Annotated in this window: 14 protein-coding genes; all 14 read left to right on the top strand. The window is 66.3% G+C overall.

The genetic code is table 11. The annotated features are described in order from the left end of the window. Positions 1–92: 92 nt before the first annotated feature. On the top strand, positions 93–1,088 hold the full coding sequence (locus tag KVT32_RS01900; RefSeq protein WP_152384666.1) for a tripartite tricarboxylate transporter substrate binding protein: 996 nt from the start codon (positions 93–95) through the stop codon (positions 1,086–1,088). A gap of 56 nt (positions 1,089–1,144) precedes the next feature. Beyond that, a complete protein-coding gene (locus tag KVT32_RS01895) occupies positions 1,145–2,110 on the top strand; it encodes a 2-hydroxyacid dehydrogenase (protein ID WP_152384667.1) in 966 nt (321 codons plus the stop codon). A 117-nt stretch (positions 2,111–2,227) separates the two neighbouring features. Then, positions 2,228–2,521 (top strand): hypothetical protein, encoded by a 294-nt coding sequence (locus KVT32_RS01890; RefSeq protein ID WP_152384668.1) that lies wholly within the window; start codon positions 2,228–2,230, stop codon positions 2,519–2,521. A 67-nt stretch (positions 2,522–2,588) separates the two neighbouring features. Continuing rightward, positions 2,589–2,891 carry a hypothetical protein gene (locus KVT32_RS01885; protein ID WP_254636717.1) on the top strand — a complete coding sequence of 101 codons (303 nt, stop codon included), beginning with the start codon at positions 2,589–2,591 and terminating at the stop codon, positions 2,889–2,891. Positions 2,892–3,027: 136 nt separating this feature from the next. Then, positions 3,028–3,354, top strand: coding sequence for a hypothetical protein (locus KVT32_RS01880; RefSeq protein WP_217617584.1), 327 nt, complete (start codon positions 3,028–3,030; stop codon positions 3,352–3,354). Positions 3,355–3,544: 190 nt separating this feature from the next. Beyond that, positions 3,545–4,522: a LysR family transcriptional regulator gene (locus tag KVT32_RS01875; RefSeq protein WP_142054871.1), complete on the top strand. Its 978-nt coding sequence runs from the start codon at positions 3,545–3,547 to the stop codon at positions 4,520–4,522. Next, positions 4,519–5,994: an NAD(P)/FAD-dependent oxidoreductase gene (locus KVT32_RS01870; protein WP_152384671.1), complete on the top strand. Its 1,476-nt coding sequence runs from the start codon at positions 4,519–4,521 to the stop codon at positions 5,992–5,994. The genes KVT32_RS01875 and KVT32_RS01870 overlap by 4 nt, the downstream gene beginning before the upstream one ends. After that, positions 5,991–6,965: an ABC transporter permease gene (locus KVT32_RS01865; protein ID WP_152384672.1), complete on the top strand. Its 975-nt coding sequence runs from the start codon at positions 5,991–5,993 to the stop codon at positions 6,963–6,965. Before KVT32_RS01870 ends, KVT32_RS01865 begins: the two co-directional genes overlap by 4 nt. Next, positions 6,962–7,879 (top strand): ABC transporter permease, encoded by a 918-nt coding sequence (locus KVT32_RS01860; RefSeq protein WP_056319169.1) that lies wholly within the window; start codon positions 6,962–6,964, stop codon positions 7,877–7,879. The genes KVT32_RS01865 and KVT32_RS01860 overlap by 4 nt, the downstream gene beginning before the upstream one ends. Then, complete coding sequence (locus KVT32_RS01855) at positions 7,876–8,889, top strand: ABC transporter ATP-binding protein (protein ID WP_152384673.1); 1,014 nt, start codon at positions 7,876–7,878, stop codon at positions 8,887–8,889. Before KVT32_RS01860 ends, KVT32_RS01855 begins: the two co-directional genes overlap by 4 nt. Continuing rightward, positions 8,886–9,911 carry an ABC transporter ATP-binding protein gene (locus tag KVT32_RS01850; protein ID WP_152384674.1) on the top strand — a complete coding sequence of 342 codons (1,026 nt, stop codon included), beginning with the start codon at positions 8,886–8,888 and terminating at the stop codon, positions 9,909–9,911. Before KVT32_RS01855 ends, KVT32_RS01850 begins: the two co-directional genes overlap by 4 nt. A gap of 74 nt (positions 9,912–9,985) precedes the next feature. After that, positions 9,986–11,557 carry an ABC transporter substrate-binding protein gene (locus KVT32_RS01845; protein WP_056319159.1) on the top strand — a complete coding sequence of 524 codons (1,572 nt, stop codon included), beginning with the start codon at positions 9,986–9,988 and terminating at the stop codon, positions 11,555–11,557. Positions 11,558–11,560: 3 nt separating this feature from the next. Beyond that, on the top strand, positions 11,561–12,910 hold the full coding sequence (locus KVT32_RS01840) for an acyl-CoA thioesterase/bile acid-CoA:amino acid N-acyltransferase family protein (protein ID WP_152384675.1): 1,350 nt from the start codon (positions 11,561–11,563) through the stop codon (positions 12,908–12,910). A 24-nt stretch (positions 12,911–12,934) separates the two neighbouring features. Further along, positions 12,935–14,104, top strand: coding sequence for a CMD domain protein (locus KVT32_RS01835; RefSeq protein WP_152384676.1), 1,170 nt, complete (start codon positions 12,935–12,937; stop codon positions 14,102–14,104). Positions 14,105–14,260: the final 156 nt, after the last annotated feature.

The raw sequence follows: 14,260 nt of genomic DNA, 5'->3' as shown, positions 1-14,260 counted from the left end.
CCGCGAATCCGGTCCGCCAAGCATCAGGAGCCTTACCCGCAGCACCATTTTTTGCGGCCTCGCCGCCATCAACGCCATAAAAGAGAAAATCCATGGAGACAAAGAACCCCGCCCGGATCCGCGTCCGGCTCCTCGCCGCGGCGCTGGCCCTGGCCGCCACCGCGGCCATGCCCCACGCGGCCAGCGCCGCCGGCTATCCGGAACGCCCGATCAATCTCATCGTTCCCTTCTCGCCCGGCGGCGGCACCGACATCTCGGCGCGGTTGCTGGCCGCGGCCCTGGGTGAAAAATTCTCGTCGTCGGTGGTGGTGGACAACCGGCCGGGCGCGGGCGGCCAGATCGCCGCCGACCTGGTGGCCCGCTCGCAGCCCGACGGCTACACGCTGCTGTTCGCGAATTCGGGAATGCTGGCGATCAACCCCTGGATCTACAAGCTGCATTCCGACCCGGTCAAGGCGTTTGCGCCCGTGTCGCTGTTTTCGGACCTGCCGTTTGTGCTGGTGGTGCCCGCCAGCCTGCCCGCCAAGAACGTGGCGGAACTGGTCACGCTGACCAAATCCCAGCCGGGCAAGCATACGTTTGCCAGCTCGGGCACGGGCGGCGCGCCCCATCTGTCCGGCGAAATCTTCCAAGAAGCGACGGGCGTGGATTTGGTGCACGTGCCCTACAAGGGCGGCGGCCCGGCCATGACCGACCTGATGGCCGGCCGCGTCGACATGCTGTTCGCGTCGGTTCTGGAGACCATACCCTACGTCACGGCCGGCAAGCTGCGCGCGCTGGCCGTCACCGGTGCGACGCGCTCGCCCGCCATGCCGGACGTGCCCACCATCGACGAAGCCGGCGTGAAGAACGCGCAAAGCGGCTCGTGGACGGCGGTGCTGGCGCCTGCCGGCACGCCGCAGGCCGTGATCGACAAGCTTTCCGAGGCCATCCGCGCCGTCGCTGCCGATCCGGCCGTCAAGGCCAAGCTGGAATCGCAGGGCGCCGTGGCGCATGGCTCAACGCCAAAGGAACTGCAGGATCTTGCCGCCAGCGAGCGCGAACGTTATGGGCAGATAATCAAGTCCCGCAACATCCAGACCAACTGATTCCGGTCCCGGCCCGCTTCGGCGGGCCTTTTCCTCTAATTAGATAAGCCGTATCCATGACTGCATCCCTTCCCGCTTCCGCCGCCGATCTGCTGATGGTCGGTCCCCTGCTGCCCGACCTGGTGGCCGACCTGGAATCGCGCTACCGCGTCCATCGCCTCTGGGAGGCCCAGGACAAGGCGGCGCTGCTGCGTGAGCACGGCGCCGCCATCCGCGGCATCGCCACCAGCGGCCGGTTTGGCGCGACGAAGGAACTGATCGACGCCCTGCCCGCGCTGGAAGGCATCTTCAGCTTTGGCGTGGGTTACGACACCATCGACATCGCGGCCGCCAAGGCGCGCAACGTCGTCGTCACCAACACGCCCGGCGTGCTGGACGCCTGCGTGGCCGATACCGCGTTAGCCCTGATGCTGGCGGTCTCGCGCCGTATCGCCGAAGCCGACCGCTTCGTGCGCGCGGGCCGCTGGCCCAGCGAAGGATTCGGCCTGGGTTCGCGCATGACCGGCAAGCGCTGCGGCATCGTCGGCCTGGGCAACATCGGCTTGCAGATCGCCCGCCGCGCGCAGGCCTTCGACATGGAAATTCTTTACACCAACCGCAAGCCGCGCCCTGACGCGCCGGAGTCGTATCGCTATTGCCCGACCATCGTGGACCTGGCCTCGCAATGCGATTACCTGGTGCTGGCCGTGCCGGGCGGCAGCGCCACCCGGCACATGGTGAATGCGCAGGTGCTGGATGCGCTGGGCGCCGACGGCTGGCTGATCAACATTGCGCGCGGCACGGTGGTCGACGAGGCCGCGTTGGTGGCGGCGCTGCAGAATAAGCGCATCGCGGGCGCGGGGCTGGACGTGTTCGAACATGAGCCCGCCACGCCCCCGGAATTGAACGCCATGGATAACGTGGTGATGCTGCCGCACATCGCCAGCGGCACCCACGAAACGCGCCGCGCGATGGCGGATCTGATGCGCGCGAATCTGGATTCGTGGTTCCGCGAAGGCCAGGTGCATACGCGGGTGGTGTGATCGCAGCGCGACCTGCGCTACCTCCCTGTGGCCCATTCTAGGCGCAGTTGGGAAAACACCCACTCGCTCCTTGGACGCTGGCGGATTATACTGGATATATAAACAGTATTTTCCGCCATGCCGTTCAAAACCCCGCTCTCCCACGCTGACCTGCGCTCCATCCGCGAGCGTCAGCCCTGGAATCCCGATGTGATCGCCCTGCTCTGGGAGGTCAAGCGTCTGCGCTCGATTCTTTTGCGCGCGTATCAGCTGTCCGGCGATTTCAAGCGTCCGGCTGGCATCACCGGCGAGCTCTACGACGATTTCATGCGGGACCTGCACCACGAACCCTGTGTGCTGGAACGCGACGACATGAAGGACGCGCTCATGGAACCCGCCAACAGATTGCGCAAGGGAATGGCGCCCAGATAGGACTGGAGCGCGGGCGGGCGCGGGAGTATCGTCAAGACGCATCCCTGATCCAGGAACGGAGGCGCCCATGACTGAAAAACCCGAAATAGACATCGAAGCCGGCGCGTCCCAGATGGGCAACCTGGTGCAATTCCTGATGTGGATCGCCGCCCGGCCGCGCACCTATGCCGAAACGATGGAGGCCTGGCGCACCAATTGCCCCCGGCTGTCGGCTTGGGAAGACGCCACGGCGAATGGCCTGATCGACATGTCGCCGGGCGAAAGCTCGGTGCGCGGGGAAGCGGTGGTGGTGCTGACGGAAAAGGGGCGCGCCGTCCTGGCGGGCGCAGCCGGCCGCACTGAACGCGGATCTGATTCAGCGCATTCCTGACGTCTACGCCGGCCGTAGTCTGGCAGCGCGCCGGCTTGGAGCTGCCGCGCAAAGGCAGGCATAATTGCCGCCCGCTCATTGTCCCCAATTCGGTACGCCCAAGTCGGCCAGAGGCCCCCCGCACATAAGGATCTCCATGCACTTGCTCAACCGCGCCATCTTCGCCTGCGCCCTGCTCGGCGCGGCGTCCTCCGTTTGGGCAGCCGAGATTGACAGGGCCAACTGCACCTACAAGGGCATCCCCCTGTACGGCAAAGTGAAGATCGTCAAATCGTTTCCTGACATCGAAGTCAAAGTGGCCACCGCATTCCCCGATTTGCTGGTACAGAAAGTCAGCTCATTCCCCGACCGCTGCGGCAGATGGCAAATCGTCGAAAACTTCCCGGACTTCACGGTCAGGTTGGTCGATTCGTTTGGCGACTTATCGATTAAATGGATCGACCATTTTCCCGGTCTGCCGTGACATGCCGGGATCGCGCTTCTGGACCAGTGCACCCGCCAAGCGCGCAGCAATAAGCTAAGCAATTGAAATAACGCGAAGTTATCAACTTCCCTAAGGAAAACCCCATTAGGGAATTTGCTTATGCGCTTTTATTATTTGCAAAGCGCATACTCGAGCGGCCAGAATTCGTCCTTGGCATAAATCAAGACCAATGGAACTTCGTCAACTCGAGGCCTTCGCGGCCGTCATGTCCACCGGCAGCGTCACCGCGGCCGGACGGCTGCTGGGACGCTCGCAGCCTGCGATCAGCCGGTTGCTGCAGGAATTGGAGGCCGAAATCGGCTATCCCCTGTTTAACCGCAGCGGTCCTCGCGTGACGCCCACCGAACAGGGCTTCCTGCTCTACGACGACGTTGAACGCGCGTTGTCCAGCCTGCAGCAGATCCGCAGCCGGGCCGACGAAATTGCGCGCGGTCAGGCGCAGCCGCTGTTGATGGCTGCCACTTCCGCCCTTGCCGCCGGCCTGGTGCCGGCCGCCCTCAAACGCATCGAAGACCGGCTTGGACCCGCCCGCGTGCAGTTGCGCAGCGCCTCGCCCGAGCGCGTGGTGCACGCCGTGCTGTCGGGCGCCGCGCAGTTGGGCGCGACCAGCCTGCCGCTGGAGCACCGCGGCCTGACCGTGCACTGGATTGCACAGGCGCCTTGCGTGGCGGCATTGCCCGAAGACGATCCCGCCGCGCGCCACGCCGTGGTGCCGGTATCGGCGCTGGCCGGACGCCGCCTCATCACCATGGCCAACCCCTATCGCCTGCGCCGCCGGCTGGACGCGGCCCTCGCGCACAACGTGCAGGCGCTGGGCACCATCGAAACCAATTCGTCCGTCAACGCCCTGGCCGCGGTCCGCGCGGGCCTGGGCGTATCGGTGCTGGAACCCGTGACCGCCTATGGTTCGCCGATGGCGGGCGTGGCGATCCGTCCCATCGATCTGGACATTCCTTTCTTCTTTGGGGTCATCACCCCGCAGTCGCAAACGCTGTCGCCCGCCTGCCAGGCGATGGCCGACGCGTTGGCCGAAGCCGCCGCAGACCTGCTGCCCGGCTTTGTGCTGCACGACGCGTCCGAGCATTCGGCGCTGCTGCAGTCGATCTACGGCGATGACGCCCCTGTCATGGAAACACCCGCATCATGAATCTGCCCCTCGCCACCCCGCCGCAAGGCCTGCCCGCCCTGGAGGCGCGCCTTCGGCAAGACCTCTCCTGGCTGGAAATTCCCGCCAAGAACTGGGTGACGCCCCGGCTGGTCGACGGCCAGCAGGTGCTGGATGTGGCGATCATCGGCGGCGGCATGGCCGGCTTGGCCGCAGCGGCGTCTCTGAAGCACCTGGGCATCGATGCGCCGATCTTCGATCAGGCGCCCGAAGGCTACGAAGGCCCGTGGGCCACGACGGCCCGCATGGAAACGCTGCGCTCGCCCAAGCAACTGACTGGTCCCGCGCTGGGCCTGCCCGCACTGACCTTCCGCGCCTGGTTCGAGGCGCAATTCGGCCAGGAGGCCTGGGAAGCGCTGGACAAGATCCCCCGCCTGCAGTGGATGGACTATCTGCGCTGGTACCGCCGCGTGCTGAACCTGGACGTGCGCAACGAACACCGCATCCTGTCCGTGCAGCCGCGCGCCGATCAGCTGGTTGCGCTGGACATCCAGTCGCCGGCCGGACGCACGACCGTCCTGGCTCGCCGCGTCGTGCTGGCCACCGGCCGCGACGGCCTGGGCGGCGCGTACGTGCCCGACTTTGCAAAGAAGCTGCCGCGCGACCGCTGGGCGCATTCGTCCGACGTGATGGACTACAACACGCTGGCGGGCAAGCGCGTTGGCGTCGTGGGCGCGGGCGCGTCCGCCATGGACAGCGCGGCGACCGCGCTGGAAGCCGGCGCCGCCAGCGTCGATCTGCTGATACGCCGCAATGACATCCCGCGCATCAACAAGGGCAAGGGCGCGGGCAACCCGGGCCTGACCCACGGCCACCTGACGCTGCCGGACGAATGGAAGTGGAAGATCCGCCACTACATCAACGCCGCGCAAGTGCCGCCCCCGCGCGGCAGCACGCTGCGCGTGTCGCGCCATCCCAATGCGTTCTTCAACCTGGGCTGTGGCGTGCTGGACCTGGCCCTGGTCGATGACGAGATCCATGTCACCACGCCCAAGGGCGTGTTCAAGCTGGACTTCCTGATCTTCTCCACGGGCTTTCGCATCGATTGGACCGTGCGGCCGGAGTTCGCGCCGCTGGCGCCTCACGTGCGCGCCTGGGGCGACCGCTACACGCCGCCGCCCGGCGAGGAGGACCAGGAACTGCATGACTCGCCTGACCTGGGACCGGTGTTCGAACTGCAGGAGAAAGTCCCCGGCGCCTGCCCGGGCCTGGATCGCGTGCACTGTTTTTCGTACCCCGCCGCGCTGACGCACGGCACGATCTCGGGCGACATCCCCGCCATCAGCGAAGGCGCCAAGCGCCTGGCGCAAGGCATCGCCGGCCTGTTCTACCGCGAAGACGTGGTGACGCACTACGCCAACATGGAAGCGTTCTCGGAGCCCGAAGTGTTCGGTGACGAGTGGACGCCGGCCGCCGCACCGGCCACGGCTTCGCAGGCGGAGACCGCGCAATGACCGCATGGCTGCTACGCCGCGTGGCGCAGGCTGCGGTGGTCGTGTTCCTGATGACGCTGATCGTCTTCGTGGGCCTGCACGCCATCGGCAACCCCGTGGACATCCTGATCGGCCAGGACGTGGACCAGGTGGACCGCGCGCGCATCATCGCCGAACTGGGGCTGGACAAGCCGCTTTGGCAGCAATACCTGGCCTTTCTGAACGGCGCGCTGCACGGCAACCTGGGCAACAGCTTCGTCTACAACATTCCGGCGATCGAACTGGTGATCCAGCGCCTGCCGGCCACGCTTGAACTGGCCATCACCGCCCTGTCCTTTGCCGTCATCATCGGCCTGCCGCTGGGCCTGTTTGCCGGTCTGTATCCGGACAGCCGCGCGGCCAAGATGATCATGGCGGGCAGCATCGTCGGCTTTTCGCTGCCTACCTTCTGGGTGGCGCTGATGCTCATCATGGCGTTCAGCGTGTCGCTGGGCTGGCTGCCCGCCAGCGGCCGCGGCCAGACGGTGGAGTTCCTGGGCTTTCAGTGGTCGTGGCTCACGGCAGATGGCTGGCGCCACCTGATCCTGCCGGCGTTCAACCTGTCGCTCTTCAAGATATCCCTGGTGATCCGCCTGACCCGCGCCGGCGTGCGCGACGTGATGCCGCTGGACTTCGTGAAGTTCGCGCGCGCCAAGGGCCTGTCGCCGTTTCGCGTGGTCTGTGTCCACGTGCTGCGCAACACCATGATCCCGCTGGTGACGGTGCTGGGCCTGGAGCTGGGCTCGACCATCGCATTTGCCGTCATCACCGAAAGCATCTTTGCGTGGCCCGGCGCCGGCAAGCTGATCCTGGACAGCCTGAACGCGCTGGACCGCCCCGTGATCGTGGCCTATCTGATCGTGGTGGTGTGCCTGTTCGTGACGCTGAACCTGATCGTCGACATTCTGTACAAAGTGCTGGACCCCCGGGTACGGCTGGAGGCCACGGCATGAGTTCCGTATCCCAAACCGCGCAGGCGCCCGCCCTGCGCCGCGAGTCGCCGTGGCGCCGCAACCTTGCCGAGTTCATGTCGTCCAAGACGGCCGTGCTGGGCCTGGTTGTCGCCACTCTGCTGATCCTGGCCGCCGTGCTGGCGCCGTGGATCTCGCCGCAGAATCCCTATGACCTGCTGCAGATCGACGTACTGGATTCGCGCCTGCCGCCGGGTTCCATGAATGGCCTGGACACGTTCCACTACTGGCTGGGCACCGACGGCCAGGGCCGTGACCTGCTGTCGGGCATCCTGTATGGCCTGCGCATCAGCCTGATGGTGGGCGTGGGCTCGGCGCTGATCGCCGGCATCATCGGCACGCTGCTGGGCCTGTTGGCCGCCTACGCCGGCGGCAAGGTCGACGCCTTCATCATGCGTCTCGTGGACCTGATCCTGTCCTTCCCGTCGATCCTGGTCGCGATGATGATCCTGGCTTATCTGGGCAAGGGCGTGGGCAACGTGGTGCTGACGCTGGTGATCCTGGAATGGGCCTACTATGCCCGCACCGCGCGCGGCCAGGCCCTGGTCGAGCGCCGCCGCGAGTACGTGGAAGCCGCCCGCTGCCTGGACATTCCCAACTGGCGGATCATGTTGAAGCACATCCTGCCCAACTGCCTGCCGCCGCTGATCGTCATCGGCACGCTGCAGATTGCGCGCGCCATCACGCTGGAAGCCACGCTGAGCTTCCTGGGACTGGGCGTGCCCGTGACCGAACCGTCGCTGGGCCTGCTGATTTCCAACGGCTTCCAATACATGCTGTCCGGCGAATACTGGATCAGCTTCTACCCCGGCATCGCGCTGCTCATCACCATCGTGGCGATCAACCTGGTTGGCGACCGCCTGCGCGACGTGCTGAACCCGAGGACCCACAAATGACCGACCGCTCTGCCTCGGCTGGCGCGCCGGCCACGCTTGAAGTGCGCAACCTGCGCACGCACTTCCACACCCGCGCGGGCGTGCTGCCCGCCGTGGACGACGTCTCTTTCACCTTGCCACGCGGCAAGATCCTGGGTCTGGTCGGCGAATCCGGCTCGGGCAAGTCCGTGACGGGCTTTTCCATCATGGGTCTGGTCGACGCGCCGGGCCGCATCGTGGGCGGCCAGGTCCTGTTCCAGGGCCGCGACCTGACCACGCTGCCCCCGCGCGAACTGCGCCGCCTGCAGGGCAACCGCATCGCCATGATCTTTCAGGATCCGATGATGACGCTGAATCCCGTGCTGCGGGTGGACGTGCAGATGATCGAGACGGTGCGCGCGCATAACAAGATGAGCAGCGCCCAAGCCCGCATCCTGGCGCGCGACACGCTGGGCATGATGGGCATCCCCAGCCCCGAGGAACGCTTGCTCGCCTATCCGCACCAGCTGTCGGGCGGCATGCGCCAGCGCGTGGCGATTGCCATTGCCATGCTGCACCGGCCGGACCTCATCATTGCCGACGAACCGACCACCGCGCTGGACGTCACCATCCAGGCGCAGATCCTGTCCGAAGTGCAGAAGCTGGCCCAGCAGCACGGCACCAGCCTTATCTGGATCACCCACGACCTGTCGGTGGTGGCGGGCCTTGCCGACGAAGTGGCCGTCATGTATGCCGGGCGCATCGTCGAACACGGCAAGGTCGACGACGTGCTGGACCGTCCGCAGCACCCCTACACCGTGGGCCTGATCGACAGCCTGCCCAGCAACAATGCGCGCGGCCAGCGCCTGCGCCAGATTCCCGGCATGACGCCGAACCTGCTGCACCTGCCGGCCGGCTGTGCCTTCGCAGCGCGCTGCGCGCGCGCCACCGCCGCCTGCGGCCAGCAACCCGGCATCACCGAAGCCTTACCCCAACACAACGTGCGCTGCTTTCATCCTTCCATCCAGATCCACCGCGAGGTGGCGGCATGAGCGCCACCTCCACCGCCAACGCCCCCACGCCACTGATCGACCTGCGTCAGGTCAGCAAGCGCTTTGGCGAACGCAAGGTCGGCGCCGCCGGCCGCGCCATGCAGTCGCTTGGCCTGTCCAAGCCGCCCGCCATCACGCGCGCCGTGGACCACGTCGATCTGATCGTGAATCCCGGCGAGGTCGTCGGCCTGGTCGGTGAATCCGGCTGCGGCAAGTCCACGCTGGGCCGCATCGCGGCGGGGCTGCTCACGCCCTCGGGCGGCGAGGTCCGCATCAATGGCGTGCGCCCTGCGGACATGAATGCGGCCGAGGCCCACGCCGCGCGCCTGAAGGTGCAGATGATCTTCCAGGATCCCTACGCCAGTCTCAACCCGCGCCTGCGCGTGGACGAGATCGTGGGCGAGGCCGCCCGCATCCACGGCCTGGTCGGCAACGGCGACTTCGACGACTACGTCAGCGCGCAATTGGAACGCGCGGGCCTGGATCCGTCGCTGCGCCAGCGCTACCCGCACCAGTTCAGCGGCGGCCAGCGCCAGCGCATCGGCATCGCCCGCGCGCTGGCGGTGCAGCCGTCGATGCTGGTCTGCGACGAAGCCGTGGCCGCGCTGGACGTCTCGATCCAGGCGCAGATCCTGAACCTGTTCATGGACCTGCGCGAAGAACTGAACCTGACGTATCTGTTCATCAGCCATGACCTGGGCGTGGTCGAACACCTGTCCGATCGCGTGGTCATCATGTACCTGGGCCGCGTCGTGGAAACGGCGACGGTGGAAGAAGTCTTCCGGCGTCCCAACCACCCTTACACGCAAGCCCTGCTGGCCGAAATCCCCAGCCTGAAATCGCGCCACAAGACCTTCACCGCGATCAAGGGCGAGATTCCCAGCCCGCTCAATCCGCCCACCGGCTGCCATTTCCATCCGCGATGTCCGCACGCGATGCCGCGCTGCAAGACCGAGGTTCCCACGTTGAAGGGAATCGCCATCAACCACCTGAGCGCCTGTCACCTGAACGACATGGCCTGACGATCACTGGCCGCGGCACGACCGCCGCGGCCGCTGGACCCACACCGTTCCCCCTTCACCAAGGATCCCGGACAATGAAACGCCTGATTCTCTCGACCCTCACCGCCGCCATCCTGGGCGCCTCGGCCGCCGCCTCCGCGGACAACCTGTCGATCGGCTTTGCCGACCCGCTGTCGTCGCTGGACCCGCAGCTGAACAACCACGCCGGCGATCGTTCGGTGGCCCTGCACTTCTGGGATCTGCTGATCGAGAACAAGTGGAACAAGCTGCAGCCGGGCCTGGCCGTGAGCTGGAAGCCGCTGGACAACACCACCTGGGAATTCAAGCTGCGTGAAGGCGTCAAGTGGCAGGACGGCACGCCGTTCACCGCCGACGACCTGATCTACTCCTACACCCGCGCCCGCGGCGTGCCGGGCAGCGTCGCCACCTACGCCGGTTACCTGCGCACCATCGACACGATGACCGCCAAGGATCCGCTGACCCTCATCATCAAGACCAAGGCCCCCAACCCCGACCTGCCGCTGAACCTGGCGTCCATCCACGTCGTCAGCAAGCACGTCGGTGAAAAGTCTTCGACCGAAGACTACAACTCGGGCAAGGCCATGGTCGGCACTGGCCCCTACAAGTTCGTCTCCTACACGCCCGGCGACCGCGTCCTGATGGAACGCAACGACGCCTACTGGGGCGACAAGCAGATCTGGGAGAAGGTCAACTACCGCTACATCAACAACGCCGCCGCTCGCACCGCCGCCCTCTTGGCCGGCGACGTGGACGTGATCGACAAGGTGTCGGTGTCCGATCTGGCCAAGCTGGAGAAGGCCGCCAACATCTCGGTCTACCCGTACGACGGCCTGCGCGTCATGCTGCTGCAACCCAGCTTCAACCCCGCGCCCAACCAGTACATCACCGACAACAACGGCAAGCCGCTGGACAAGAACCCGCTCCTGGACGTGCGCGTGCGCCAGGCGCTGAACCTGGCCATCAACCGCAAGGCCATCGCCGACCGCATCCTGCAAGGCGCCGCCACGGAAGCCAACCAGTGGATGCCCAAGGGCACCTTCGGCTACAACCCCGAGATCAAGGACATCCCCAACGACGTCGCGCAAGCCAAGAAGCTGCTGGCCGAAGCGGGCTTTCCCGACGGTTTCAAGTTGACCATGCACGTGCCCAACGACCGCTACCCGCAAGGCCCGGAAACGGCCCAGGCGGTGGCGCAGTTCTGGACCCGCGTGGGCGTCAAGACCCAGGTGGAAGTCGTGCCGTGGGCCGTGTACTCGGGCCGCGCCAACAAGAACGAATTCGCCGTCAGCATGCTGGCATGGGGCAACGGCACCGGCGAAGCCAGCTACGCGCTGGTCAACATCCTGGCCACCGTCGACGCCAAGAAGGGCCTGGGCGCCTCCAACTGGGGCCACTACACGAACCCCAAGGTCGACACAGCGCTGGAGCAATCCACCTCGGAATTCGACGTGGCCAAGCGTGAAGCCATCCTGCGCGACTCCGTCAAGCTCGTGTCCGACGACGTCGGCATTATCCCGCTGTTCCACTACAAGAACATCTGGGCCACCAAGAAGGGTCTGAAGGTTACCCCGATGACCAGCGACCGCACGGCCGCCATGATGGTCACCAAGGTCTCGGACAAGTAAGCCATGGCGCCGACCCTGCACATCAGCCCCGCGGACGCCCTGATCGACGTCCCGCGCCAGATCCGCGTCGAACACGTCGCGCCCGGCGCCACCGTCGAGATCACCGCCCTCACCCGCCGCAACGGCGTGCTCTGGCAAGCCCAGGCCGCCTACACGGCAGGCGAGGACGGCGCCGTCGATCTGACCCGCGACGCGCCCGTCTCGGGCGACTACACCGGCCTGGCCCCGATGGGCCTGATCTGGGCGCAGTCTCCCGATGACGGCAAGAGCCGCGAGTACTTCAACCAGCCGGTGACCGATGCCCTCGTCACCGAAGTGGTGGTCCGCGTCGAAGGCGCCGAGGCGCGCGGCAGCTTCACCCAACGCCTGGCGGCCGACGGCGTCACGCGTGTCGAGGTCCGCGAGGAAGGCCTGGTCGGCACCCTGTACCTGCCCGCCGGCAGCGCCCCGGGCTCGCATCCCTCCGTCATGATCCTGAACGGGTCCGGCGGCGGCATCAACGAACCGCGCGCCGCCCTGTACGCCTCGCGCGGCTACGCCGCCTTCGCGCTGGCGTACTTCAAGGCGCCCGGCCTGTCGGACTACATTTCCAACACCCCGCTGGAGTACTTCCAGACGGGCCTGCGCTGGTTGCGCAAGAAGGTCCAGCCCCTGCACGACTTCGTCGCCATCAGCGGCCAGTCGCGCGGCGGCGAACTGGTGCTGCTGCTGGGCGCCACCTTCCCGAAGGAAGTGTCGGCAGTGGTGGCCTACGTGCCCGGCGCCGTCGTGCACAGCGGCCAGAACGCCTGCGACCCCAAGATCGGCCGCGAAGGCCCGACCTGGCTGCTGGGCGGCAAGCCCATCCCCCACGTCTGGGAAAACAACCGCACGGCCACCTGGGCCCCGTTCGATGAAGGCCCCGCGCCCCATCGCCACGAGAAAGCCATTTTGACGGCCTTGCAGGACCCGGACGCCGTGGCGCGCGCGCGCATCCGCGTGGAGGACATCGAAGGCCCGGTCATGCTGCTGTCCGGCACGGACGACGGCTCGTGGCCGTCCAGCCTGTACTCGAAGATGGTGCAGGACAAGCTGACCGAAGTGCGGCACCCGTACCCGGTCCAGTGGCTGGACTACGAAAACGGCGGCCACTCGATCCTGTTCCCCTACGTGCCCACCACCCAGCTCGTGTATGCCCACCCCGTGTCGGGCAAGATCAGCACCAGCGGCGGCAACCCCAAGGACAACGCCCGCGCCGACCAGGAATCCTGGGAAGGCGTGAAGACGTTCCTGGACGCGGCGGTAAAGGCCAAGGGCGCGGCGGCTGGCAAGCCGGCAGCGACCGCGAACGATGCCTCGGGCAACGTCCGCTGAACGAAACTTTAGGAGACCTCCTCAATGGCACAACAACCGATCGTCTACGACATCAGCAAAGACATCGTCGACCAGCTCGTGGGCCTCACGCCCGGCACTTCGACTTTTGACGTGCGCCACAAGCGCGACAAGGTCGCCGCCGCCACGCAAGGCAGCTACGACGCCCTCTTCGACCCCGCGCTGCCCGGCCTGCCCCTGGCCGACCGCCTGCTAGTCGCGCTGTACGCCACGCGCATCACGCCGTCGCCGCTGTTGGCCGCGCACTATCGCGCCCGTGCGGTCGAGGCCGGCGTGCCGGCCGCGGACATCGCCGTCGCCGAATCCGGCAAGCCGGCCGATGCCGCCGACCCGCGCCTGGCCGCCATCCTGGAATTCACCCGCAAGCTGATCGAAAAGCCGGTCGAAGGCGACGAAGCCGCGTTGAAGACGCTGCCGGCTGCGGGGGTTTCCACCCCGGCCGTCGTCACGCTGTCGCAGCTGATCGCGTTCCTGTCGTATCAAACGCGCCTGGTGGCCGGATTGGTCGCGATGAAAGCGGCTGAAGGGCTTGAGGCGGGTGCTGGCGCCGCGGATGCCACGTCCGTCATCAACCCCGGCAACACCGAACCCGGCGCCGTCATCAAGGCCCATGGCTTCACCAACGAAGTCCTGGAATGGAAGGCATGGCTGGACGTCGTCAACGTCGACACCGCCACCCCCGAACAGATCGCCGTCCTGGAAGAAAGCCACCCCAAGGCCAAGGTCTCGGACTATTACCTGTTCCTGGTCCACCAGCCCGAAATCCTGCGCCAACGCTCCACGGCCTTCAACGCCATCATGTACGCACCGGGCGGCCTGTCGCGCGCCGAGCGCGAACTGGGCGCCACGGTGGTGTCGCGCGTAAACGGCTGCGTGTACTGCGCGTCGGTGCACGCGCAGCGGTTCGAGCAACTGGCCAAACGCAATGACGTGATTGGGCAGGTGTTTGAGGATCCGGTCACGGCTGGCACGACCAAGCGTGAACAGGCGATCGGCAAGTTCTCGATCCAGATCACCGAGGCGCAGGCCGACGTCAACGCGGCCAGCATCCAGGCGCTGAAGGATGTGGGCCTGAATGACGGCGAGATCCTGGATCTGCTGCATTCGGACGCGATCTTTGCGTGGGCGAACCGGTTGATGCTGAATTTGGGTGAGCCGGAGCTGGTGACGGTCTGACGCGGGGCGCCCTACATTCAGCCGGTGTCTGACACCCGCATACGCTCGCTTGGGTTCCCTTGCCTGCTCATATGGGTGTCAGACACGCGGAAGGATCGGCTGGTGTCAGACACGCGGAAGGATCGGCTTGTTACACTGTCCCTTCCCGCACCTACA

Source organism: Achromobacter sp. GbtcB20 (genome assembly GCF_019091095.1).
Classification (GTDB): domain Bacteria; phylum Pseudomonadota; class Gammaproteobacteria; order Burkholderiales; family Burkholderiaceae_B; genus Achromobacter; species Achromobacter mucicolens.
Note: the sequence above shows the minus strand (reverse complement) of the source record. Positions and strands in the feature narration are given on the sequence as shown.